General features: G+C 60.6%; 18 protein-coding genes. 10 read left to right on the forward strand and 8 right to left on the reverse strand.

Translation table 11 applies throughout. From position 1 onward, the window contains the following. Positions 1-263 precede the first annotated feature (263 nt). Positions 264-881, reverse strand: a complete 618-nt coding sequence (locus QMX97_RS28350; RefSeq protein ID WP_282365099.1) for a TetR/AcrR family transcriptional regulator — start codon at positions 879-881, stop codon at positions 264-266. Between the two features lie 138 nt (positions 882-1019). On the opposite strand from QMX97_RS28350, the gene QMX97_RS28355 reads away from it, so the two are divergent. Beyond that, positions 1020-1613: a carbonic anhydrase gene (locus QMX97_RS28355; RefSeq protein WP_282365100.1), complete on the forward strand. Its 594-nt coding sequence runs from the start codon at positions 1020-1022 to the stop codon at positions 1611-1613. A gap of 329 nt (positions 1614-1942) precedes the next feature. On the opposite strand, the gene QMX97_RS28360 is transcribed toward QMX97_RS28355, so the two are convergent. From QMX97_RS28360 to QMX97_RS28370, 3 genes are all read right to left on the reverse strand, one after another. Then, positions 1943-4972 (reverse strand): Tn3 family transposase, encoded by a 3030-nt coding sequence (locus QMX97_RS28360; RefSeq protein ID WP_024015041.1) that lies wholly within the window; start codon positions 4970-4972, stop codon positions 1943-1945. Continuing rightward, a complete protein-coding gene (locus QMX97_RS28365; protein ID WP_010465829.1) occupies positions 4956-5558 on the reverse strand; it encodes a recombinase family protein in 603 nt (200 codons plus the stop codon). The genes QMX97_RS28360 and QMX97_RS28365 overlap by 17 nt, the downstream gene beginning before the upstream one ends. A 445-nt stretch (positions 5559-6003) precedes the next feature. Next, positions 6004-6846, reverse strand: coding sequence for an AraC family transcriptional regulator (locus QMX97_RS28370; RefSeq protein ID WP_047306875.1), 843 nt, complete (start codon positions 6844-6846; stop codon positions 6004-6006). 117 nt (positions 6847-6963) lie between these two features. Between QMX97_RS28370 and QMX97_RS28375 the strand changes: the two genes are divergently transcribed. The 3 genes from QMX97_RS28375 to QMX97_RS28385 all read left to right on the forward strand — a co-directional run bounded on the left by QMX97_RS28375 (position 6964) and on the right by QMX97_RS28385 (position 8514). Continuing rightward, the gene (locus QMX97_RS28375) at positions 6964-7497 is read left to right on the forward strand and encodes a carboxymuconolactone decarboxylase family protein (protein ID WP_020309197.1); all 534 of its coding nucleotides are present in this window, start codon (positions 6964-6966) and stop codon (positions 7495-7497) included. Between the two features lie 27 nt (positions 7498-7524). Further along, positions 7525-7647: a hypothetical protein gene (locus QMX97_RS28380; RefSeq protein WP_256213827.1), complete on the forward strand. Its 123-nt coding sequence runs from the start codon at positions 7525-7527 to the stop codon at positions 7645-7647. A gap of 58 nt (positions 7648-7705) precedes the next feature. Then, a protein-coding gene (locus tag QMX97_RS28385) for an IS5 family transposase (RefSeq protein WP_099421609.1) occupies positions 7706-8514 on the forward strand; the annotation gives its coding sequence in 2 pieces (ribosomal slippage) (positions 7706-8036 and positions 8036-8514; 810 coding nt in all). Positions 8515-8551: 37 nt separating this feature from the next. On the opposite strand, the gene QMX97_RS28390 is transcribed toward QMX97_RS28385, so the two are convergent. The 4 genes from QMX97_RS28390 to QMX97_RS28405 form a co-directional block, all read right to left on the reverse strand. Beyond that, positions 8552-9166 (reverse strand): recombinase family protein, encoded by a 615-nt coding sequence (locus tag QMX97_RS28390; protein ID WP_047306878.1) that lies wholly within the window; start codon positions 9164-9166, stop codon positions 8552-8554. Between the two features lie 61 nt (positions 9167-9227). Beyond that, positions 9228-10445, reverse strand: coding sequence for a TniQ family protein (locus tag QMX97_RS28395; protein WP_009288528.1), 1218 nt, complete (start codon positions 10443-10445; stop codon positions 9228-9230). After that, entirely contained in the window at positions 10442-11350 is a 909-nt protein-coding gene (locus QMX97_RS28400; RefSeq protein WP_011494285.1) for a TniB family NTP-binding protein, read from the reverse strand. Before QMX97_RS28400 ends, QMX97_RS28395 begins: the two co-directional genes overlap by 4 nt. A 2-nt stretch (positions 11351-11352) precedes the next feature. After that, complete coding sequence (locus QMX97_RS28405) at positions 11353-13035, reverse strand: transposase family protein (protein WP_282397999.1); 1683 nt, start codon at positions 13033-13035, stop codon at positions 11353-11355. Positions 13036-13280: 245 nt separating this feature from the next. On the opposite strand from QMX97_RS28405, the gene QMX97_RS28410 reads away from it, so the two are divergent. The 6 genes from QMX97_RS28410 to QMX97_RS28435 form a co-directional block, all read left to right on the forward strand. Further along, a complete protein-coding gene (locus tag QMX97_RS28410) occupies positions 13281-13658 on the forward strand; it encodes a type II toxin-antitoxin system RelE/ParE family toxin (RefSeq protein WP_033955292.1) in 378 nt (125 codons plus the stop codon). After that, positions 13639-13974 (forward strand): helix-turn-helix transcriptional regulator, encoded by a 336-nt coding sequence (locus QMX97_RS28415; protein ID WP_001172026.1) that lies wholly within the window; start codon positions 13639-13641, stop codon positions 13972-13974. Before QMX97_RS28410 ends, QMX97_RS28415 begins: the two co-directional genes overlap by 20 nt. A 14-nt stretch (positions 13975-13988) precedes the next feature. Continuing rightward, positions 13989-14324: a hypothetical protein gene (locus tag QMX97_RS28420; RefSeq protein ID WP_000741275.1), complete on the forward strand. Its 336-nt coding sequence runs from the start codon at positions 13989-13991 to the stop codon at positions 14322-14324. A 23-nt stretch (positions 14325-14347) separates the two neighbouring features. Beyond that, on the forward strand, positions 14348-14674 hold the full coding sequence (locus QMX97_RS28425; protein WP_000091614.1) for a hypothetical protein: 327 nt from the start codon (positions 14348-14350) through the stop codon (positions 14672-14674). Beyond that, complete coding sequence (locus QMX97_RS28430) at positions 14671-15051, forward strand: hypothetical protein (protein ID WP_001054412.1); 381 nt, start codon at positions 14671-14673, stop codon at positions 15049-15051. The genes QMX97_RS28425 and QMX97_RS28430 overlap by 4 nt, the downstream gene beginning before the upstream one ends. Positions 15052-15207: 156 nt before the next feature. Then, positions 15208-15411 (forward strand): DUF3391 domain-containing protein (locus QMX97_RS28435; protein ID WP_282398000.1); only part of this gene is annotated, 204 nt, incomplete at its 3' end.

The following is a 15411-nucleotide window of genomic DNA, read 5'->3' on the forward strand; positions in this document are numbered from 1 at the left end:
TTCTGGAGAAACCAAATCCTTGATCAGCTCCCATGACGCATCAGAAAGTTCGTAACGCCTTGCCATACGGGCCTCCAACCGGTCATGGCGGCAATTTTAGCCACAACGACTTTTCGTACAAAACCTAGGTGTCTTTTTTTGAGTCGGTTGGGTATGTCGAGTCGTACAGTACTTGTCGTGGCGCTGCAAGCTATTCGTTAGAAGAACCTGCAAAAAACACAATGGGATCAAGAGGCCGCCGAGGAACGGTACAGTCCTGGAAATTAACCCGCTCCGGTAGTTAATAATATTTCGGCTATTTGCTTGTTTAGTTGCGCGATTTTTACATTGCCTGAGGCGTGGGCAACTACGGTTGTTCCGGTAATAAGGCTTAGAAGCTGCGGGAGTATAATGTCCGCCTTTTCAGGCTCCACGAGCTGGGATAACCGAGTCATAATGAAACTAGCCCATTCGTCGAAGTGTGCACTGACTTTGGCACGCAGAATTTTTGAAGTGTCATCATTAAAGTCATTCAGACCACGAGCAAATGCACAGCCTCTAAAATCTTGTTCTGAAAACCAGTACTCCAGGAAATCAAAAATCGCCAATAGTTCGGCTTTTGGATTACCGCCAACTCGCGCCGCGTATTTGTCAAGGTTCGTAAATCGAAGCCAATGCCAAAAATCCAAGTAGGCGGCAATAAGTTCCGCCTTGGAAGGGAAGTAGTTATAGAAGGTTCTCTTCGACACACCACTCTCAGCAATAATTCGATCAATTCCGACAGTGTGCACACCGCGTTCATTAAAGAGGACGATTGCCGTCTTTAATATACGATCCCGGGGCTTGAGAGATGCAATGTCCTCAAAGCGAAGGTCTTTGAAACTAGAAGCAAAATTCGTCATAGAAATTCTCCAGCTTGCACCCTACCAAGGGTACACAGATCTGTCTACTTTTTTCTTGAAAAGGTAGACAGATCTGTGTACTTTTTGCTGACTGGCTTGGCCCAGTTACAAAATATTCAAGAGCGCTGGAGACACAAAATGCCCAACTTCAATGATTTCTCGTTCAAAGCACAGCCTTGGTACAACGAAGCGGAGTTCCGCCCGCTCTTCGCCAAGGCGGTGAGTCTCAATACCATCGTCATCCACTGCTTCGATCCACGTGCTTCGGAAATACCGGCCGTTGTTGCCAAGCATTTTGGCGAGGTCTACCCGGGCGAAAACGTTCTCGATGAAGCTGGAAATCGGGTAGGACATACGACGACATTATTCCCCGTGTCTGTCGCTGGTGGTCGTGCAGTCGCAGGTGTGCAGTCAATTGCGACGATGGTCCATCTCTTCGGCATCAAAAGGGTCGTGGTTGTGCACCACTCATTCTGTGGTGCGACGTCGTTCACCAATGAAGGCATCATTGACGCGTTCAAACATGAACACGGCAGCGATATTTCCTCGGCGTTTGACCATGACAGCATCTGCATTTCGGATTTCGAGACCTCGCTCAAATACGATGTTGGAGTTGTTCGAGCAAATCCGGGGGTGCCGGCGAACGTCGAGGTTTACGGCTTCTTCTACAATATCGACACGCTGGAGCTGACTGAGGTAGTGAGCGACATTCCTGACCAGGCCGAGGCCTGATTTCAGAGCGGCGACTGACAGTGTTGGCCGCCGCATTTTGCATGCCGTTGGATATGGGCTTCAGCCCCCAAGTAGCGGCACGTCGCTCGTTGAAGAGACCCCTTGACCGCCCAATGATGGCGGTGCGGCCGTTGCTGACTCTCGTTCGGAGGTCGGCAGCTTTAAACTATCTACTTAATTGGTAAGCCGTCTCCGGCGATCGACGCCCCCCGCGAGATGAGCGCCTGACATCTCGTCCCTGCTAAGCCACGCACGTGAAGGTCTGGTAGGTGACTCGCTACAGTATTCTCCCTTAGCGGGGTTGTACGCCGGAATCCCAGAAATTTCCGTCAGCCCAGCTCCAGTCCCGCCACGAGCGCATCCAGGTCGATGAACTTGCCGTCAGTCTGGAAGGTGTAATGCCCGTTCAGCAGGATGTGCCGCCAGGCCGCTGGCGACATCTGCGTGATCAACGCCAGCGCCTTGGCATTGCCAGCTGCCTCGTACTTCGTCAGCAGCAGGGACAGGATCGCCGAGTTGTAGAAGATGATCGCGTTGCCGATCAGCCTGGCGCACTGGTTGCTGATCTCGATTTCGATGTCGGTGCGGCCGGTCAATTCCTTCTTCCCACCGACTTGGGCGATGGTCGAGCGTAGCTGGTGATAGGACTCAATGCGGTTCTGCGAGCGGTGAACATTACGCTCCAGTTGCGGGTCGCGCAGGTAGCGCAGTGTGTAGATACTGCGGATGAGCTTGTCGAACTCGAAGATTGCGCGCCGCGTCGGGTTCGGCGCCGTATAGGTGCACAGCTTGCGGATCAGCGTGCCCTGCGTCATTTCCTTCAGGCCCAGTGTGGCGACGATTCGGTCGATGTTCGCCTTCTCACCGACGATGAGTTGCCGGTCGATCTGGCCAGCCGGCCGGATCAGGCATTTCTCGTACAATGCCAGATCATCGGCGCAATACAGCTCCTGCAACTGGTCGTCGAGGTCGGTGAAGCGCGGCTCGAAACGAAGTCCGAACCAGTGCAGGATGGCGAAGTTGGCCTTGTTGATGCTGTGCATGTCGCCGGTGATCGCGCTCGGCACGATGTCCGACGTGTTGCGGTACCAGATGTCGAACACGTGGTGAGCCTCGTACTCGTGTGCGCCTATCAGGTAGCCGTTCAACGGCACGTGATTGCACAGCAGCGTGTAGGCGACGACGCCCTTGCCGCGGCCGAAATATTTGCGCGAGTAGCGCGCCTTCACAGTTGGTCGCTCGACGCCGAATTTCTGCCCATCAACGGCACCGTACAACGAATCGAGGTCGAACGAGTAATGCGGGAAGATCGGCAGTGCGGCGATGGCGTTGCTGATGCAATCGTTGGCCACATGTAGCGTCGCCTGGCGCAGGTACTGCTGGTAGGTACTCTCCAGGACGTGGTACGGGATGTCGCTGGTACGTGCCATAACCTGGTTGCCGTGGTTCATGGCTTGGGCAATGATCACCGCCATCAGACTGTCGGCGTCGGCTACCTTCTTCGCATAGCGTGGCTGCAATGGTGTCAGCGCCGACAGGAACTGGCACTGGCCGTTGACGAAGCGAAACACGTCGGCGACATCGCAGTATGGCAGTTGCTCGTAGAGAGCTTGCTCGCGCGCCTTCTGGTTCTCCCCCTTGGGCTTGCGCCAGGTCAGTCTCTGCGTGTCCTTGTCGTATTCCAGGTGCGTCAGCTTGCCCTGTTTCAGCTCGCGATTGAACGCCACCCATTGCGCACGCAACTCGGTCGCCAGTGCATCGAGCTGGGCACTGACCGGCTGCCGCAGGAAGGGGATGTCCATCTGCGCGAGCACGGCGGCTTTCTCGTCCATCGAAACCAACTCGTCGGACAAATGCCGGTGCTGCAAGCTATCGTCAATGTAGAGCTCGCCCGCCTGGAAGCGTTTCCTGACCTGACGGTAAAGCCAGAATTCGTAACGATCGGCATGCAGGCCTGTCGGCGTGCCTTCGGCATCGAACATTAGCAGGTACGGACGCAAGCGTTTCGGCAGCGTTGCCGCCGGACATTCGTCGAGTGGCCGTTGTGATAGGCGCTGCTGCTTGGCGAACACGCTCTTGGCCCAAGTCAGCGCCGCGAGCCATGGGTTATCGGGGGCCGTGCCGGCGAAGTCGAGCGCGACGTACAGCGGCCGTAGATGGCGTCGAATGCGTTCGGCCAGGCCGTCCACCGCCTGCCAGTGCAGCGCCAGTTTGTTCAGTGGCTTGACGCTCATGCGCTGCGCCGTGTTTTGCAGCAATTCCCTGGACATGATTTTGTAGGCGCGTTGGCGCACCTCGCCGAACGGCGTCGGATCGGCCACGCTGTCGTCCACGTACAGCGACAGCAGGCGGCCAACCTGCGGCGTTTCCTGATGGCGTCGCAGCTGTTCGGCGACAAAGGACTGTTTCGCACCCGTGCGGCTCTCGTCCTCAAGTTTTTTCATGTGGAAGGCCATCGCGTCGACCAGGTTGTCGGTGAGCTGCCGGTAACGTACCCAGGCATAGCACAGCAGGTAGAGCCGGGTCTGCTCCGCCTTCAGGTGGCGCAGGTCATGGACGGTATAGAAGTTCGCCAGGCTCGCGTAGTACAGCAGGTTCTGCTGCGAGATGCCGAGCTTGGGCAGCAGCGCCTTGGCGATCCCGTGCAAGGACTTCAGCGTGGCGCGCTTCTCGCGCTCCCCTGCCATCTGACGCCAGCCGAAATCTTTAGCGTCCTGCTTGAGCGCTGCCAGTTGAGACAGGGTGTCGTCACGCACCAGGAGCTGGCCCAGCGCAGCTTTGGCCGATTCGTCCAACACTTCTGCCAGCAAGCCGCCCAAGCGCCTGCGTTCGGTGGACAGGGCTTCACTGACCAGCTCTTGTAAGGTGGTGTGGCCGGGCCGGATGATTTTGTGCTCGCTGAGCCAAACGATCAGTTCGGCGGCCACGAATCCTGGCATTACGTCGCGCCGCACGATCTGTTCAGCCTGCTGTGCCAGTTGCGGCAGGAAGCTAGCCGCCCACGACCGGTAGCCGAACAGTTCGGCGATCTGACCCCTCTGGCTGTAGTGCTCATGCTTGGTGATCGCCTTGCGTTCGAACGCTTCGCCGTGGAAATAGCGACTCAGCACGAAGGCGCAATCGTCCTCGACCTCATGCCAATCGAAGCGGAAGAAAGCATGCTTGGCCTTGAAGTAGCCGATCTGCAAGACGCAATAGACTTGGGCCTGCAGGCTAGGCCGGCTGCTGGCGAACGCCAGTTCAGATTCGGCCAACGCCAGGTATTCCAGCCGCTGAGCATCGTCGAAGTCCGGTAGGCCGTACAAGGCTTCCTGCTCTGCGTCAGAAAAGACGGTGAGTAGCTTATTCTTGTTGCTCATCGACCGTCCTTCCCGCACCACGCCAACCTGCTCGCGTCAATGTTTCGATCAACGTAGTGCGCTTGACATTGAAGTTGCGGCACACCGCCGCCTTAGACATGCCGCCATCGAGCGCGGCGACGATGGCGTCCAGCTTCTCACCAGTGATCGCCTGCGGCCGGCCGCCGATCCGGCCGCGTTTGCGTGCGGCGGCCAAGCCCGCGACGACGCGCTCCTGAATCAAGGCGCGCTCGTACTGCGCGAGCGCACCGAACACCTGGAACAGGAATTCGCCCGAGGGCGTCGTAGTGTCCAGGTTCTCTGTCAGCGAGCGGAACGCCACCCGCTTGTCCTTGAGCGAAGTCACAATGGCGAGCAGGTGCGACAGCGAGCGACCGAGCCGGTCGAGTTTCCACACCACCAGCACATCGCCGGCTCGAACGAACTCAAGCGCCCGCGCCAAGCCGGCACGGTCATCCTTCGCGCCAGAGGCACGATCCTCAAACAGGTGACGCGGATCGACGCCGGCGGCGAGCAGCGCGTCGCGCTGCAAGTCCGTGCTCTGGCGGTCGGAGTCCGACGACACGCGCATGTAGCCAACCAACATAGGCGGATAACCATCAAAAACAGGTTTCCGCATAATAGTGAATAGCGATAGAGTTTTCCGTACATTTTTGAGGGGGTGTTGCACAGGTAGCATGTCGTTTTCAGAAGACGGCTGCACTGAACGTCAGAAGCCGACTGCACTATAGCAGCGGAGGGGTTGGATCCATCAGGCAACGACGGGCTGCTGCCGGCCAATAGCCGACAATGACGACACTGGAAATCCCCGCCTGTGAGCGTCGGCTCAGGGCGGGACAGCGTCATCCAGCTACCTGCGCCACTGACTCAGCCTTGTCCAGCCGGCCGCGCCGCACGAACAGACTGACCAGCCGTTGACGGATCGCCACCTGGAGTTCCGCCAGTTGTTCCGGCGTGATGCGAATTTCACCCGCTCGACGAGCGCAACACCGGCGCCGCCTACGCCAAGAACCGGCGAATCGAACTCAAACTCACGAACCGCTGAGCGCCGCGTCACCGCGCTGCTGCGCCAGCCAGTCGCGCGGGGCGCAGCCCATGCGCACGCGGAAGGCGCGCGCCAGAGCGTTCGGGCTGCCGTAGCCGACGCGGTCGGCCACCACCGCCACCGGCCGCCCCTGCTTGAGCAGGGTGCAACTGACGTTCATCCGCCAGTCGGCCAGATAGTCGCCCGGCGTGACGCCCACCGCGTCCTTGAACGCGGCGGCGAAGCGCGCGCGTGACATGCCCGCCTTCGCCGCCAGCGCCTCGAGCGACCACGCGGTCTGCGGCGCATCGTGCATGGCGGTTATGGCGCGCGCGAGTTTCGGGTCGGCCAGGCCCGCCAGCAGTCCGGTGGCGCCAAGCCGCCCATCCATCAGATAACGCAGCAACTGGATCAGTAGCAACTCGTACAAGCGGTCGATGGCGGCCTGCCGACCGCACTGGTCGCGCTCGGCTTCGGCAAACAGCAACTCTAGCGTCGGCCCGAGGCCGGGCAAGTCCGCCAACGGAATCAGCAGCATCGACGGCAAGGCCATGGCCAACGGATTGCCCGTCGAAGCGCCCAGGTCGACCTCCGCACACAACAGCTCAGCGGTATCGCCGGGGGCGGCGACAAAACGATGCGACGCCACGCGCGGATAAAACAGCAGGCTCGGCTCGGTAACCAGCAGATCTTCATGCACGGGCGAACGCGCCGTAATCGGGCCGCGCCGCACCAGATGGATATAGCCATGCGGCGCCGCGTAATGATGCTGCCCACAGAAGGCGCCGCTGTGAAAAACGCGCGCCGAAAGCGAGTAGTGCCGGAGCAAGCCGGCCAGTCGATCCGCCATTCCACTCTCCATATAAGACGATAGGTTACGTATTTGATACTTTACGTGCCATATCGTACCAAACAAAGGGCGATCATGCCCACGTGCTCTTGCACCTCACCCACTACGGAGATAGACATGACCCAAATCGCCCCCCTGACCATCGACACCGCTGACGCCGCTACCGCTGCCACACTCAAGGCCGTCAAAGCCAAGCTTGGCATGGTGCCGAACCTGTTCGCCACGCTGGCCCACGCGCCGGCGGCGCTCAATGGCTACCTCGGCTTGTCCGAAACGCTGGGCACCGGCCGCCTGAATGCCTCCCAGCGCGAGATCGTTGCGCTCGCTGCCGGTCAAGCCAATCGCTGCCAGTATTGCCTGAGCGCACACACCCTGATCGGCAAAGGTGCCGGACTGTCGGCAGAGGCCATCGCCGCGGCCCGCACCGGCCAGGCGGCCAACGCACTTGACGATGCAATCGCCGGCTTTGCCCGCGCGCTGGTCGAGCAACGCGGCGTGGTGTCGGCCGACGCCATGGCCAACTACCGCCGCGCGGGGCTCGACGACGGCCTGATACTGGAAGTGATCGCCAACGTCGCGCTGAACACGCTCACCAACTACACCAACCACATCGCCGACACCACGGTGGATTTCCCCGTGGTCGCCGTCTGATCTCCATAGGCATATAAGGAGAACACGATGAAAATCGCACTCACCGGCGCTCTGCTCGCCAGCGCCCTCGTCCTGCCACTGGCCGTCACGGCCGGCGACTTTTCGCCCTATGTGGGGTCGTCTCAGAAAACGGAAAATAAAGCACTCTAAGAGTCGCTAACACCACTGCCCAAGAGACCCGCATGAAGCAGTTATGCTTCATGCCCTCATGGCAAGACAACCCGTTAGCAAAGAACTGTGGCTGCAGTTGCAGCCCCTGATCCCCACCTTCACTCCCTCCGCCAAAGGTGGCGCACGCAAGCTCGCAGTGAGCGATGAGGCCGCCCTCAACGGCATCTTGTTCGTGTTGCATACCGGCATTCCATGGGAAGACCTCCCACAATCCCTTGGCTATGGCAGCGGCATGACTTGCTGGCGGCGACTTCGGAATTGGAGCGCAGCAGGGGTTTGGCAGAGGTTGCACCAGGCCATGCTGATGCGTTTGCGTGAACACGACCAGATCGATTGGAGCCGGGCCAGTATTGATGGCTCTTCGGTACCAAGCCCCCGGGGGGCCAGGAAACAGGCCCGAACCCCACCGACAGAGGAAAACTCGGCTCCAAGCGGCACATCGTCGTAGACGCCAGAGGCATCCCGCTGGTGGTTCTTGTCAGCGGGGCGAACAGACATGACTCCATGATGTTCGAGCGGTGCTTGGATGCGATCCCTGGCGTTGCAGGCCTGCAGGGTCGACCTCGCAAGCGACCAGCGAAGCTGCATGCTGACAAAGGCTATGACTACAAACGCTGCCGTGCCCATCTGAGGCAGCGAGGCATATCCAGCCGCATTGCCAGGCGCGGCATTGAAAGCAGCGAAAGGCTGGGCAAACATCGCTGGGTAGTGGAGAGGACGCACGGATGGTTTGCTGGCTTTGGCAAACTGCGAATCCGCTTTGAAAGGCGCCTTGACATCCACGAAGCGCTTTTGAAGTTGGCAGCCGCGATCATCTGCGCACGCTTCGTGGATAGGTGGTGTTAGCGGCTCTAAGCCGATGGCGTAGGTGGCACTCATCGTGTCACGTGCGGGCAAGCAGCTTCTCGCCATCGGGGCGCAACTCGCCCTTGGGCGAAATGTGCCGGTACAGGGTCTGCCGTGTGATTCCAAGCTCCAGACACAGGTCACCCACCTTGGTTTCTGGCTGGCCCATCGCGGCCATGGCCAGCCGCAGCTTGGCTGCGGTCATCTTGAACGGACGCCCGCCCTTTCGACCGCGCGCCCGCGCCGACGCCAGGCCGGCAATGGTGCGCTCGGCAATCAGTTCGCGCTCGAACTCGGCTAGTGCCGCAAAGATGCCAAAGACCAGCTTGCCAGCTGCCGTCGTGGTGTCGATGGCAGCGCCATGTCCGGTCAGCACTTTTAGCCCGACACCGCGCCCGGTCATATCGTGCACGGTGTTGATGAGGTGACGCAGGTCCCGACCCAGCCGGTCGAGCTTCCAGACCACCAGCGTGTCACCTGGCCGTAGCGCTTTGAGGCATGCGACCAGACCGGGGCGGTCCTCGCGCTTGCCGGACACCTGATCATCATAGAGGTGGGCCGGATCGACGCCGGCAGCAACCAGCGCATCGCGCTGCAAGTCCGTCCCCTGGGTGCCGTCAGCCTTGGATACCCGCATGTAGCCAATTTGCATATTTTGTCCTGTCACATATACGTTCGATTATGTGACAGTTTGCATCGGGAAGCTCTGCACGTCAAAATTTGTCACTTAACCCGTCATTCTGTCTAAGGCATGCAAAGGGTAGGCTAGGCTCATAATGTGACAGAAATTCCGGGGGGATGCCTTCCTTCGCGAAGGTGGCGCGCAACTGTTCCAAGGAAGCGGGGTCGCGCCGACCATAGGAAGCCAACGCGAACAGCGAGCGTGCCGTCTCGGGGTTGTGTCGTGCTTCAATGATGGCCTCATCAATGGCCTGGATTGCACGCTGCCAGTGATCGACGGGTTCGGGCTTCGGCGCTTTCGCCGGCAGGCCACTGGTGAACCCGGTTTGGGGCTCGGACCAGAATAGCTTTGCGTGCTCGCCTGGCGGGCTTATATCCCTCACCTCAATCAAGCTGATTGCCGTTGCCGCCGCCTCCAGCATCTGCAACCGTACTGCCGGGTTCAGGGTTTCATACGGTCGCCACAGACTTTGCCCAGCACGCAGCGGATGCCCGCAGCATTCCCAGATTTGGCGGAGATACCCCGCGTAGGTGCCGCACGTCGAAAGCGGGGTGTTCAGCTCATCGAGCAGCGTGCGTAGCAGCCTAAACCACAATCCGGCGTGGATGCGTCGGCGCGGCAACTCCACGTGGCCGGTCGTCAGTGCCTGCCAGGTACGCTGGTCCATCGCCGCAATCGCGTCGCTGGCAGTGCGCGGTTCGGCGTCGGCGTTCTCCCAGCCGAGAAACCGCCCTGGCACGCCCCAATAGGATTCCAGCCAGCAGCCATGCAGTGGGCAGCTCAGCATCAGGGGCAGCTTCCACGCGAGCAGTACGGCTTGGTTCTCCGGATCGTTCAGGCAGAGCGGACAGGCGCGGTGTATCGGTTGGGTGGGCAGCCAGGCACGCCAGCTCGTGATGGATCGCGTCTTACGGCGGAGTCTCGGCAGCAGTACCGAGAGCTGGAACGCATAGGTTTCCAATGCGGCTGGAATCTGATCATCAAGGCTGTCCAGTAGCCAAGGCACCCAGCCGGCGAAACTCATGCAGCGCAGCCGATCCAGCTCGATACCGCTCCGCTGGGAGAGCATCGCCAGCAGCGCCAGTGGTGGCGCGGTGTCCAGGTCATCAACCTGGCCGTGACCAAGATCGTGCTCCAGCAGCTCGGACACTTCCATGTGATAGCAAAGGGCCACGCGGTTGAGCCACGAAGACAGGGCTTCGGCTTCCCTGGGTGCCGGATGCAGTGGCCAGCGTGGCGCTGGCTTCACATCAGTTCCCGCTCGAATTGCCGCCGCCGCTCGCTGGGACCGGTGTAATCGGCCATGCTGAGCGTGCGGTGGTTGATCGCTTCCTCACTACTCTCCACGGCGGCCACGGCCGCCGCCATCAATAGGTGCGCCAGCTCGCCAATAGTGCCCTCGCTGCGCGTGAGCAGGTAGCGAGCCATGTCCAGCGTGGCAATCGACGAAGGTCGCCGCAGCGGGAGCGAAGCCGCGAAGCTGGCCAGCAGTGAACAGCAATCGTCGTTGGCCTCCCACACCGGCAGCATCATCGGCTCGAAGCGATTTTCCAACTGGTCATCCGAGCGGATGGCCAGGTAGGCGTCGCGTGTGCCCACACCGACCAGCGGGATGCGCAATTCGTTGCCGAGGAAGCGCAGCAGGTTGAGGAATTCCCGGCGGTTGACGCTGTTGCCGGCCAGGACGTTGTGCAGCTCGTCGATCACCAGCAAACGCACACCGAGCTTGCGCAGCAGTGTCAGCGCCAGTTGCTCTATTTCCGGCAGCCGTGGGCGCGGTCGCAATGGTGCTCCCATCGCCGCGAGCAGCGCGACGTAGAAGCGGATCACCGATGGCTCGGACGGCATCTGCACGACCAATACCGGGATGTGCTCCTGGTCGGCGTCGGAGCTGGCCGGGTGGGCGCGGCGGAACTTCTCGACGATCATCGACTTGCCGTTGTTGGTTGGACCGACCAACAGCAGGTTGGGCATGCGTTGTTTGTTTGGCCACGTATACAGGGCTTCCAGCCGGTTCAACGCCTCGACTGCTCGCGGATAGCCGATCCAGCGGTCGGCGCGAAGGCGATGGATGCGCTCGTCCGCCGGGAGACGGGCCAAGCCCTGGGCCGCCGGCAGCAGGTGGGACAGGTCGATGATGGGATATTCGTCCACGGCTACCACTCCTCAATCTGGTCGAACGGTTTGGCAGGTGGCTGGTTGTCCGCCTGCGGGTCTGCCATGTCCGTGTCCGCTGGTGGCGTGGTTTTGACAGGTTGTTCCGTTGACTTGAGATGCTGGCGTCGATCCGCGTCGCGCCGCGCCTTGCGCGTGGCTTTCTGCGCAGTGGTCACGATTTCGCGCATCTGCCCGATCATGCGGAACAGCGCCGACTCATCCACCTGTTCGCGCCCTTGCTGCCGCAATTTCGCCAGCGCCTGCCGTTGTTCCCAGAGGGTGACAGCCGGGTGCGACAAGGTACGGTATGGAATTTCCAGATAGTGCTGCCCCTCCGGCTCCAGCACCCAAATGCGGCTGATGTCGCGTGGGTCGCGCCGGATCAGGAACGCAGGCAGGCGGTCGCGCCGAGCTATCCACGGCTTGAGCGCATCGGCGTAGTAGTGGATGTGGTCGATGACGAAGCCAGTGCGGGTCAGGGTGCGGCGGAGGACGGGCAGGAAATCGACCAGAAAAGCCGTGGTGCGAGTGATGACGGTTGGAACGCCGGTACGCGCGACAGCTTCGGCCCAGCGTGCGGCCGGCGGTTGGAGCAGGCCGTTGTGCACGGAGCCGTGATAGGTGCCAACCGCCAATGCGAGCCAGCGTTCCAGCTCGCGCAGTGTCAGGGCGGCCATCTTCTCGGAGGCGTATTCCCCGCGCTGGTCAGGGTTGGAGAAGGTCGTCCCCGGCAATTCGTCGTGGATCATTTGCATCGCCGTGCCGATGATCCGTTCCACGATGCCGCCATAGTGCGGCTGCCCGAGAGGCCGATAGTCCAACCGGATGCCATGCTGCTCGCAGCCACGGCGTAGCGCCTCGCTCTTGAATTCGGCCGCGTTGTCCAGGTAGAGCAGCGCGGGCTTGCCGCTCATCGGCCAGTCCATTTCCACGTCCAACCTTTCCAACCAAGGGCGCTTGTCGCAACCGGCGTGTGCGAGGCACAGGCCGACCGAGACGGCAGATGGCGCTTCTAACGTGACCACCATGCCAACCACGCAGCGGGTGAACACGTCGATGGCGAGGGTCAGGTACGGACGGCCAATCGGTTGCCGGTCGCGCTCGTCCACCACGATCAGGTCGATGACTGTGTGGTCGATCTGTACCTGCTCCAGCGGTGCGGAGACTGACGGAGGAACACCGCCAACACCTTGCAGGATGCGGGACGCATCCTGGCCTTCCCGAAGTCGAGTGGTCTTGAGTGGATCAAGGCTGGCGATCCGCAACGCGACCGTGTTGCGCGCCGGCATCCGCAGCTTTTGCAGCTTGCACACCCGCGCAACTTCACGGTGGAACGCCGCCAAGCTGCGCTTCTGCTTGGTCAGGAAGCGCTTTTGCAGTAGCTCGCGGATGATTCGTTCGACCGACTCCGGCAAGCGGCCTTTACCTTTGCCACCGCTCGACTGTCCAAGAGCCAAATCAGTGACCAGCCCCGAACCTTGCCGGGCACGGCGGATCAGGACGTAGACCTGCCGCCGGGACAGACCCAGCGCCTGGGCTGCTGCGTCGGCCGCTTCATGCCCGACCGTCTCCGACTGCGCCAACGGCCCAATGATCTCCGCGCGGCAGCGAGCACGCTCCCATGCCTGTTCTGACAGGGTGGCTACGCCGCGCTCGGCAATCGGTACGGTATCGGTCGCCATGCTCGCCTCGCTTTGGTGCACACGAGTATTGAGCATAGACGAGTTTCGTGCAGAGGAGTCCTGATATCGGGCTGTCAGGAGCCGTATGCACAGCAGGCTTCATGTCTCGTTGATTGGTGCAGTCGTCTTCTGAAAATGACATAGCACAGCGGCGGCTGACAGCCTGTCGCAAAACAAATGTTTTACGACACCTCCTTGAGGTTGCCGCGTTTACATCATTACCTGAACAGGTATAAAATTCCGTCATGACAAACAAAGAAAAACCGCTCGAATGGATCGCGAGCAGCCACAAGGATTTGATGGCGTTGCCGTCCGACGTGCGTCGCCGTTTCGGTTACGCGCTCTCGTTGGCGCAGATAGGCGATCAGGATGACGCAGCAAAGGTGCTCAAGGGGTTCGGTGGTGCCGGCGTGCTGGAGGTCGTCGAAGACGATGCCGGCGGCACCTATCGAGCGGTATACACGGTCAAGTTTGCGGAAGCGGTGTTCGTCCTGCACTGCTTCCAGAAGAAGAGCAAGAGCGGAATCGCCACGCCAAAGGCCGACATGGACATCATCCGCGCTCGGCTGAAGGTGGCCGAGGTATTGGCACAGGAGCTACGAAATGCAAAAACGAATTATTGAAGGCGTCGAGGTTCAGCGCAGCTCGGGCAACGTCTTTGCCGACCTTGGACTGCCTGACGCTGAAAAGCTCAAGATCAAGACCGGCCTGGTGGTCGAGATCAGGAGGGCCATGCGCGCCCTTGGGCTGACTCAACAAGCGGCGGCCAAACGCATGGGCATCCCGCAACCGAAGGTGTCGGGCATGATGCGCGGCGACTTCACCAATCTATCCGAACGCAAGCTGATGGATTGTCTGAATCGCCTCGGCTACGACATCGAAATCAAGGTACGGCCAGCAGCCGAGCCGATCGGGCATCTAACGCTCGCAACCGCTTAATCGGAGCTCTCCTGATGGCAGCCCGCATCACCGACGACGAATGGGACGAACTGACTCCCGAGAATTTCGATACCACGGCACTGCTGCGTGCAGTCGATGCCGTGGACGTGCTGCGCGGCGATTTGAATGACAGCGCAGACGGCGCACCTCCGCAACTGCGCACCGACCTGTTGAAGCTGCATCAACTGGCAATGGCCGCGTTCAACGAGGGATCACGCAGCCGAGTGGCTGAGCTATTTGATCTCGCCGTGGATCTTCAGGATCAGGTTGATCATCTGATGACCTCGCTGGAACAAGTGCAAGAAACCCTGTCCCGGTTGACGGCGCTCTACCCAGAAAGCCTGTCCTGAATGTTCTTGGAGACAACCACATCATGAGCCGCAGCCGCCGCAAAACGCCCATCGTTGGGCACACGACCTGCCGTAGCGAGCGCGAGGACAAGAAACTCTGGCATCAGCGCTGGCGAACTCACGAGCGCACCGCGCTGGCCAGCGCGTCGCCGGAAGCTCTATGCGCCCATCTGCCTCTACTGGAAAACCAGGTCAGCAACGTCTGGTCGATGGGTAAGGATGGCCGCTCCTACTGGCCCATCAAGCGCCAGGCCGCCACGGCGGATCGCATTGCCAACCACAAGGGACGCAATCCGCAAGAGCGCGCCTCCCTGAAAAAGCGTCTGCTGCGCAAGTGGATGAGCAAATGAACCTGTCCACCATCGAGGCGCTGGCTATCGCTTGGGCGCGAATCGCTGAAGAAGCAGAACTCCCAGCCGGCTACGAGGGCACGGCGACGCCAGAGGCGCATCGGGCCTGCGAGGTGATCCAGGAGCGGATTCGAGAGCACGTCGTCGCCACCAATGACATGCGGCTGTTCGGCCTGCTGCACCTGCTTGGGCAGGCGTCGCTGCGCATGGAGCAAGCGCTGTGGCCGGAAGAATATGCGCGGATGACCCGCGAGGTCGAGGAAGCTCTCCGAGAGGCCGACGACCCCAACGCCAAGTCGTACACCCACGAAGAAGTCATGCAGGCGATGCAGGAACGCATCGACCGAGCGCGAGACAAAGCCATGTTGATCGGCTGACGGAAATTTCGGCGGTTCCGGCTGATCCAAGAATCTTGGCGTGACCTTACCTCCGCTCTACCGCTGGGTGCCAGCCTCGGCGCACGCCTAACCACCCAACTCAGAAAGGAAAATAAGTTGGTAAAACGCATTCCCGTATCCGAGCTTCGTCTCGGCATGTACATCCACAAGCTCGCCTGCTCTTGGGTTCGACACCCATTCTGGCGCGGCAGCTTCCTGCTGACCGAGCCTCAGGATCTCTCTGCCATTCGAGAATGTGGCGTCGGGGAGGTCTGGGTCGACTTGGCCAAAAGCCAAGTCGACCCAGAGAGCCCAGAGAGCCCAGAGAGCCCAGAGAGCCCAGAGCCCAGAGCCCAGAGC

The organism is Pseudomonas sp. PS01298 (assembly GCF_029959745.1).
Lineage (GTDB): Bacteria > Pseudomonadota > Gammaproteobacteria > Pseudomonadales > Pseudomonadaceae > Aquipseudomonas > Aquipseudomonas aylmerensis.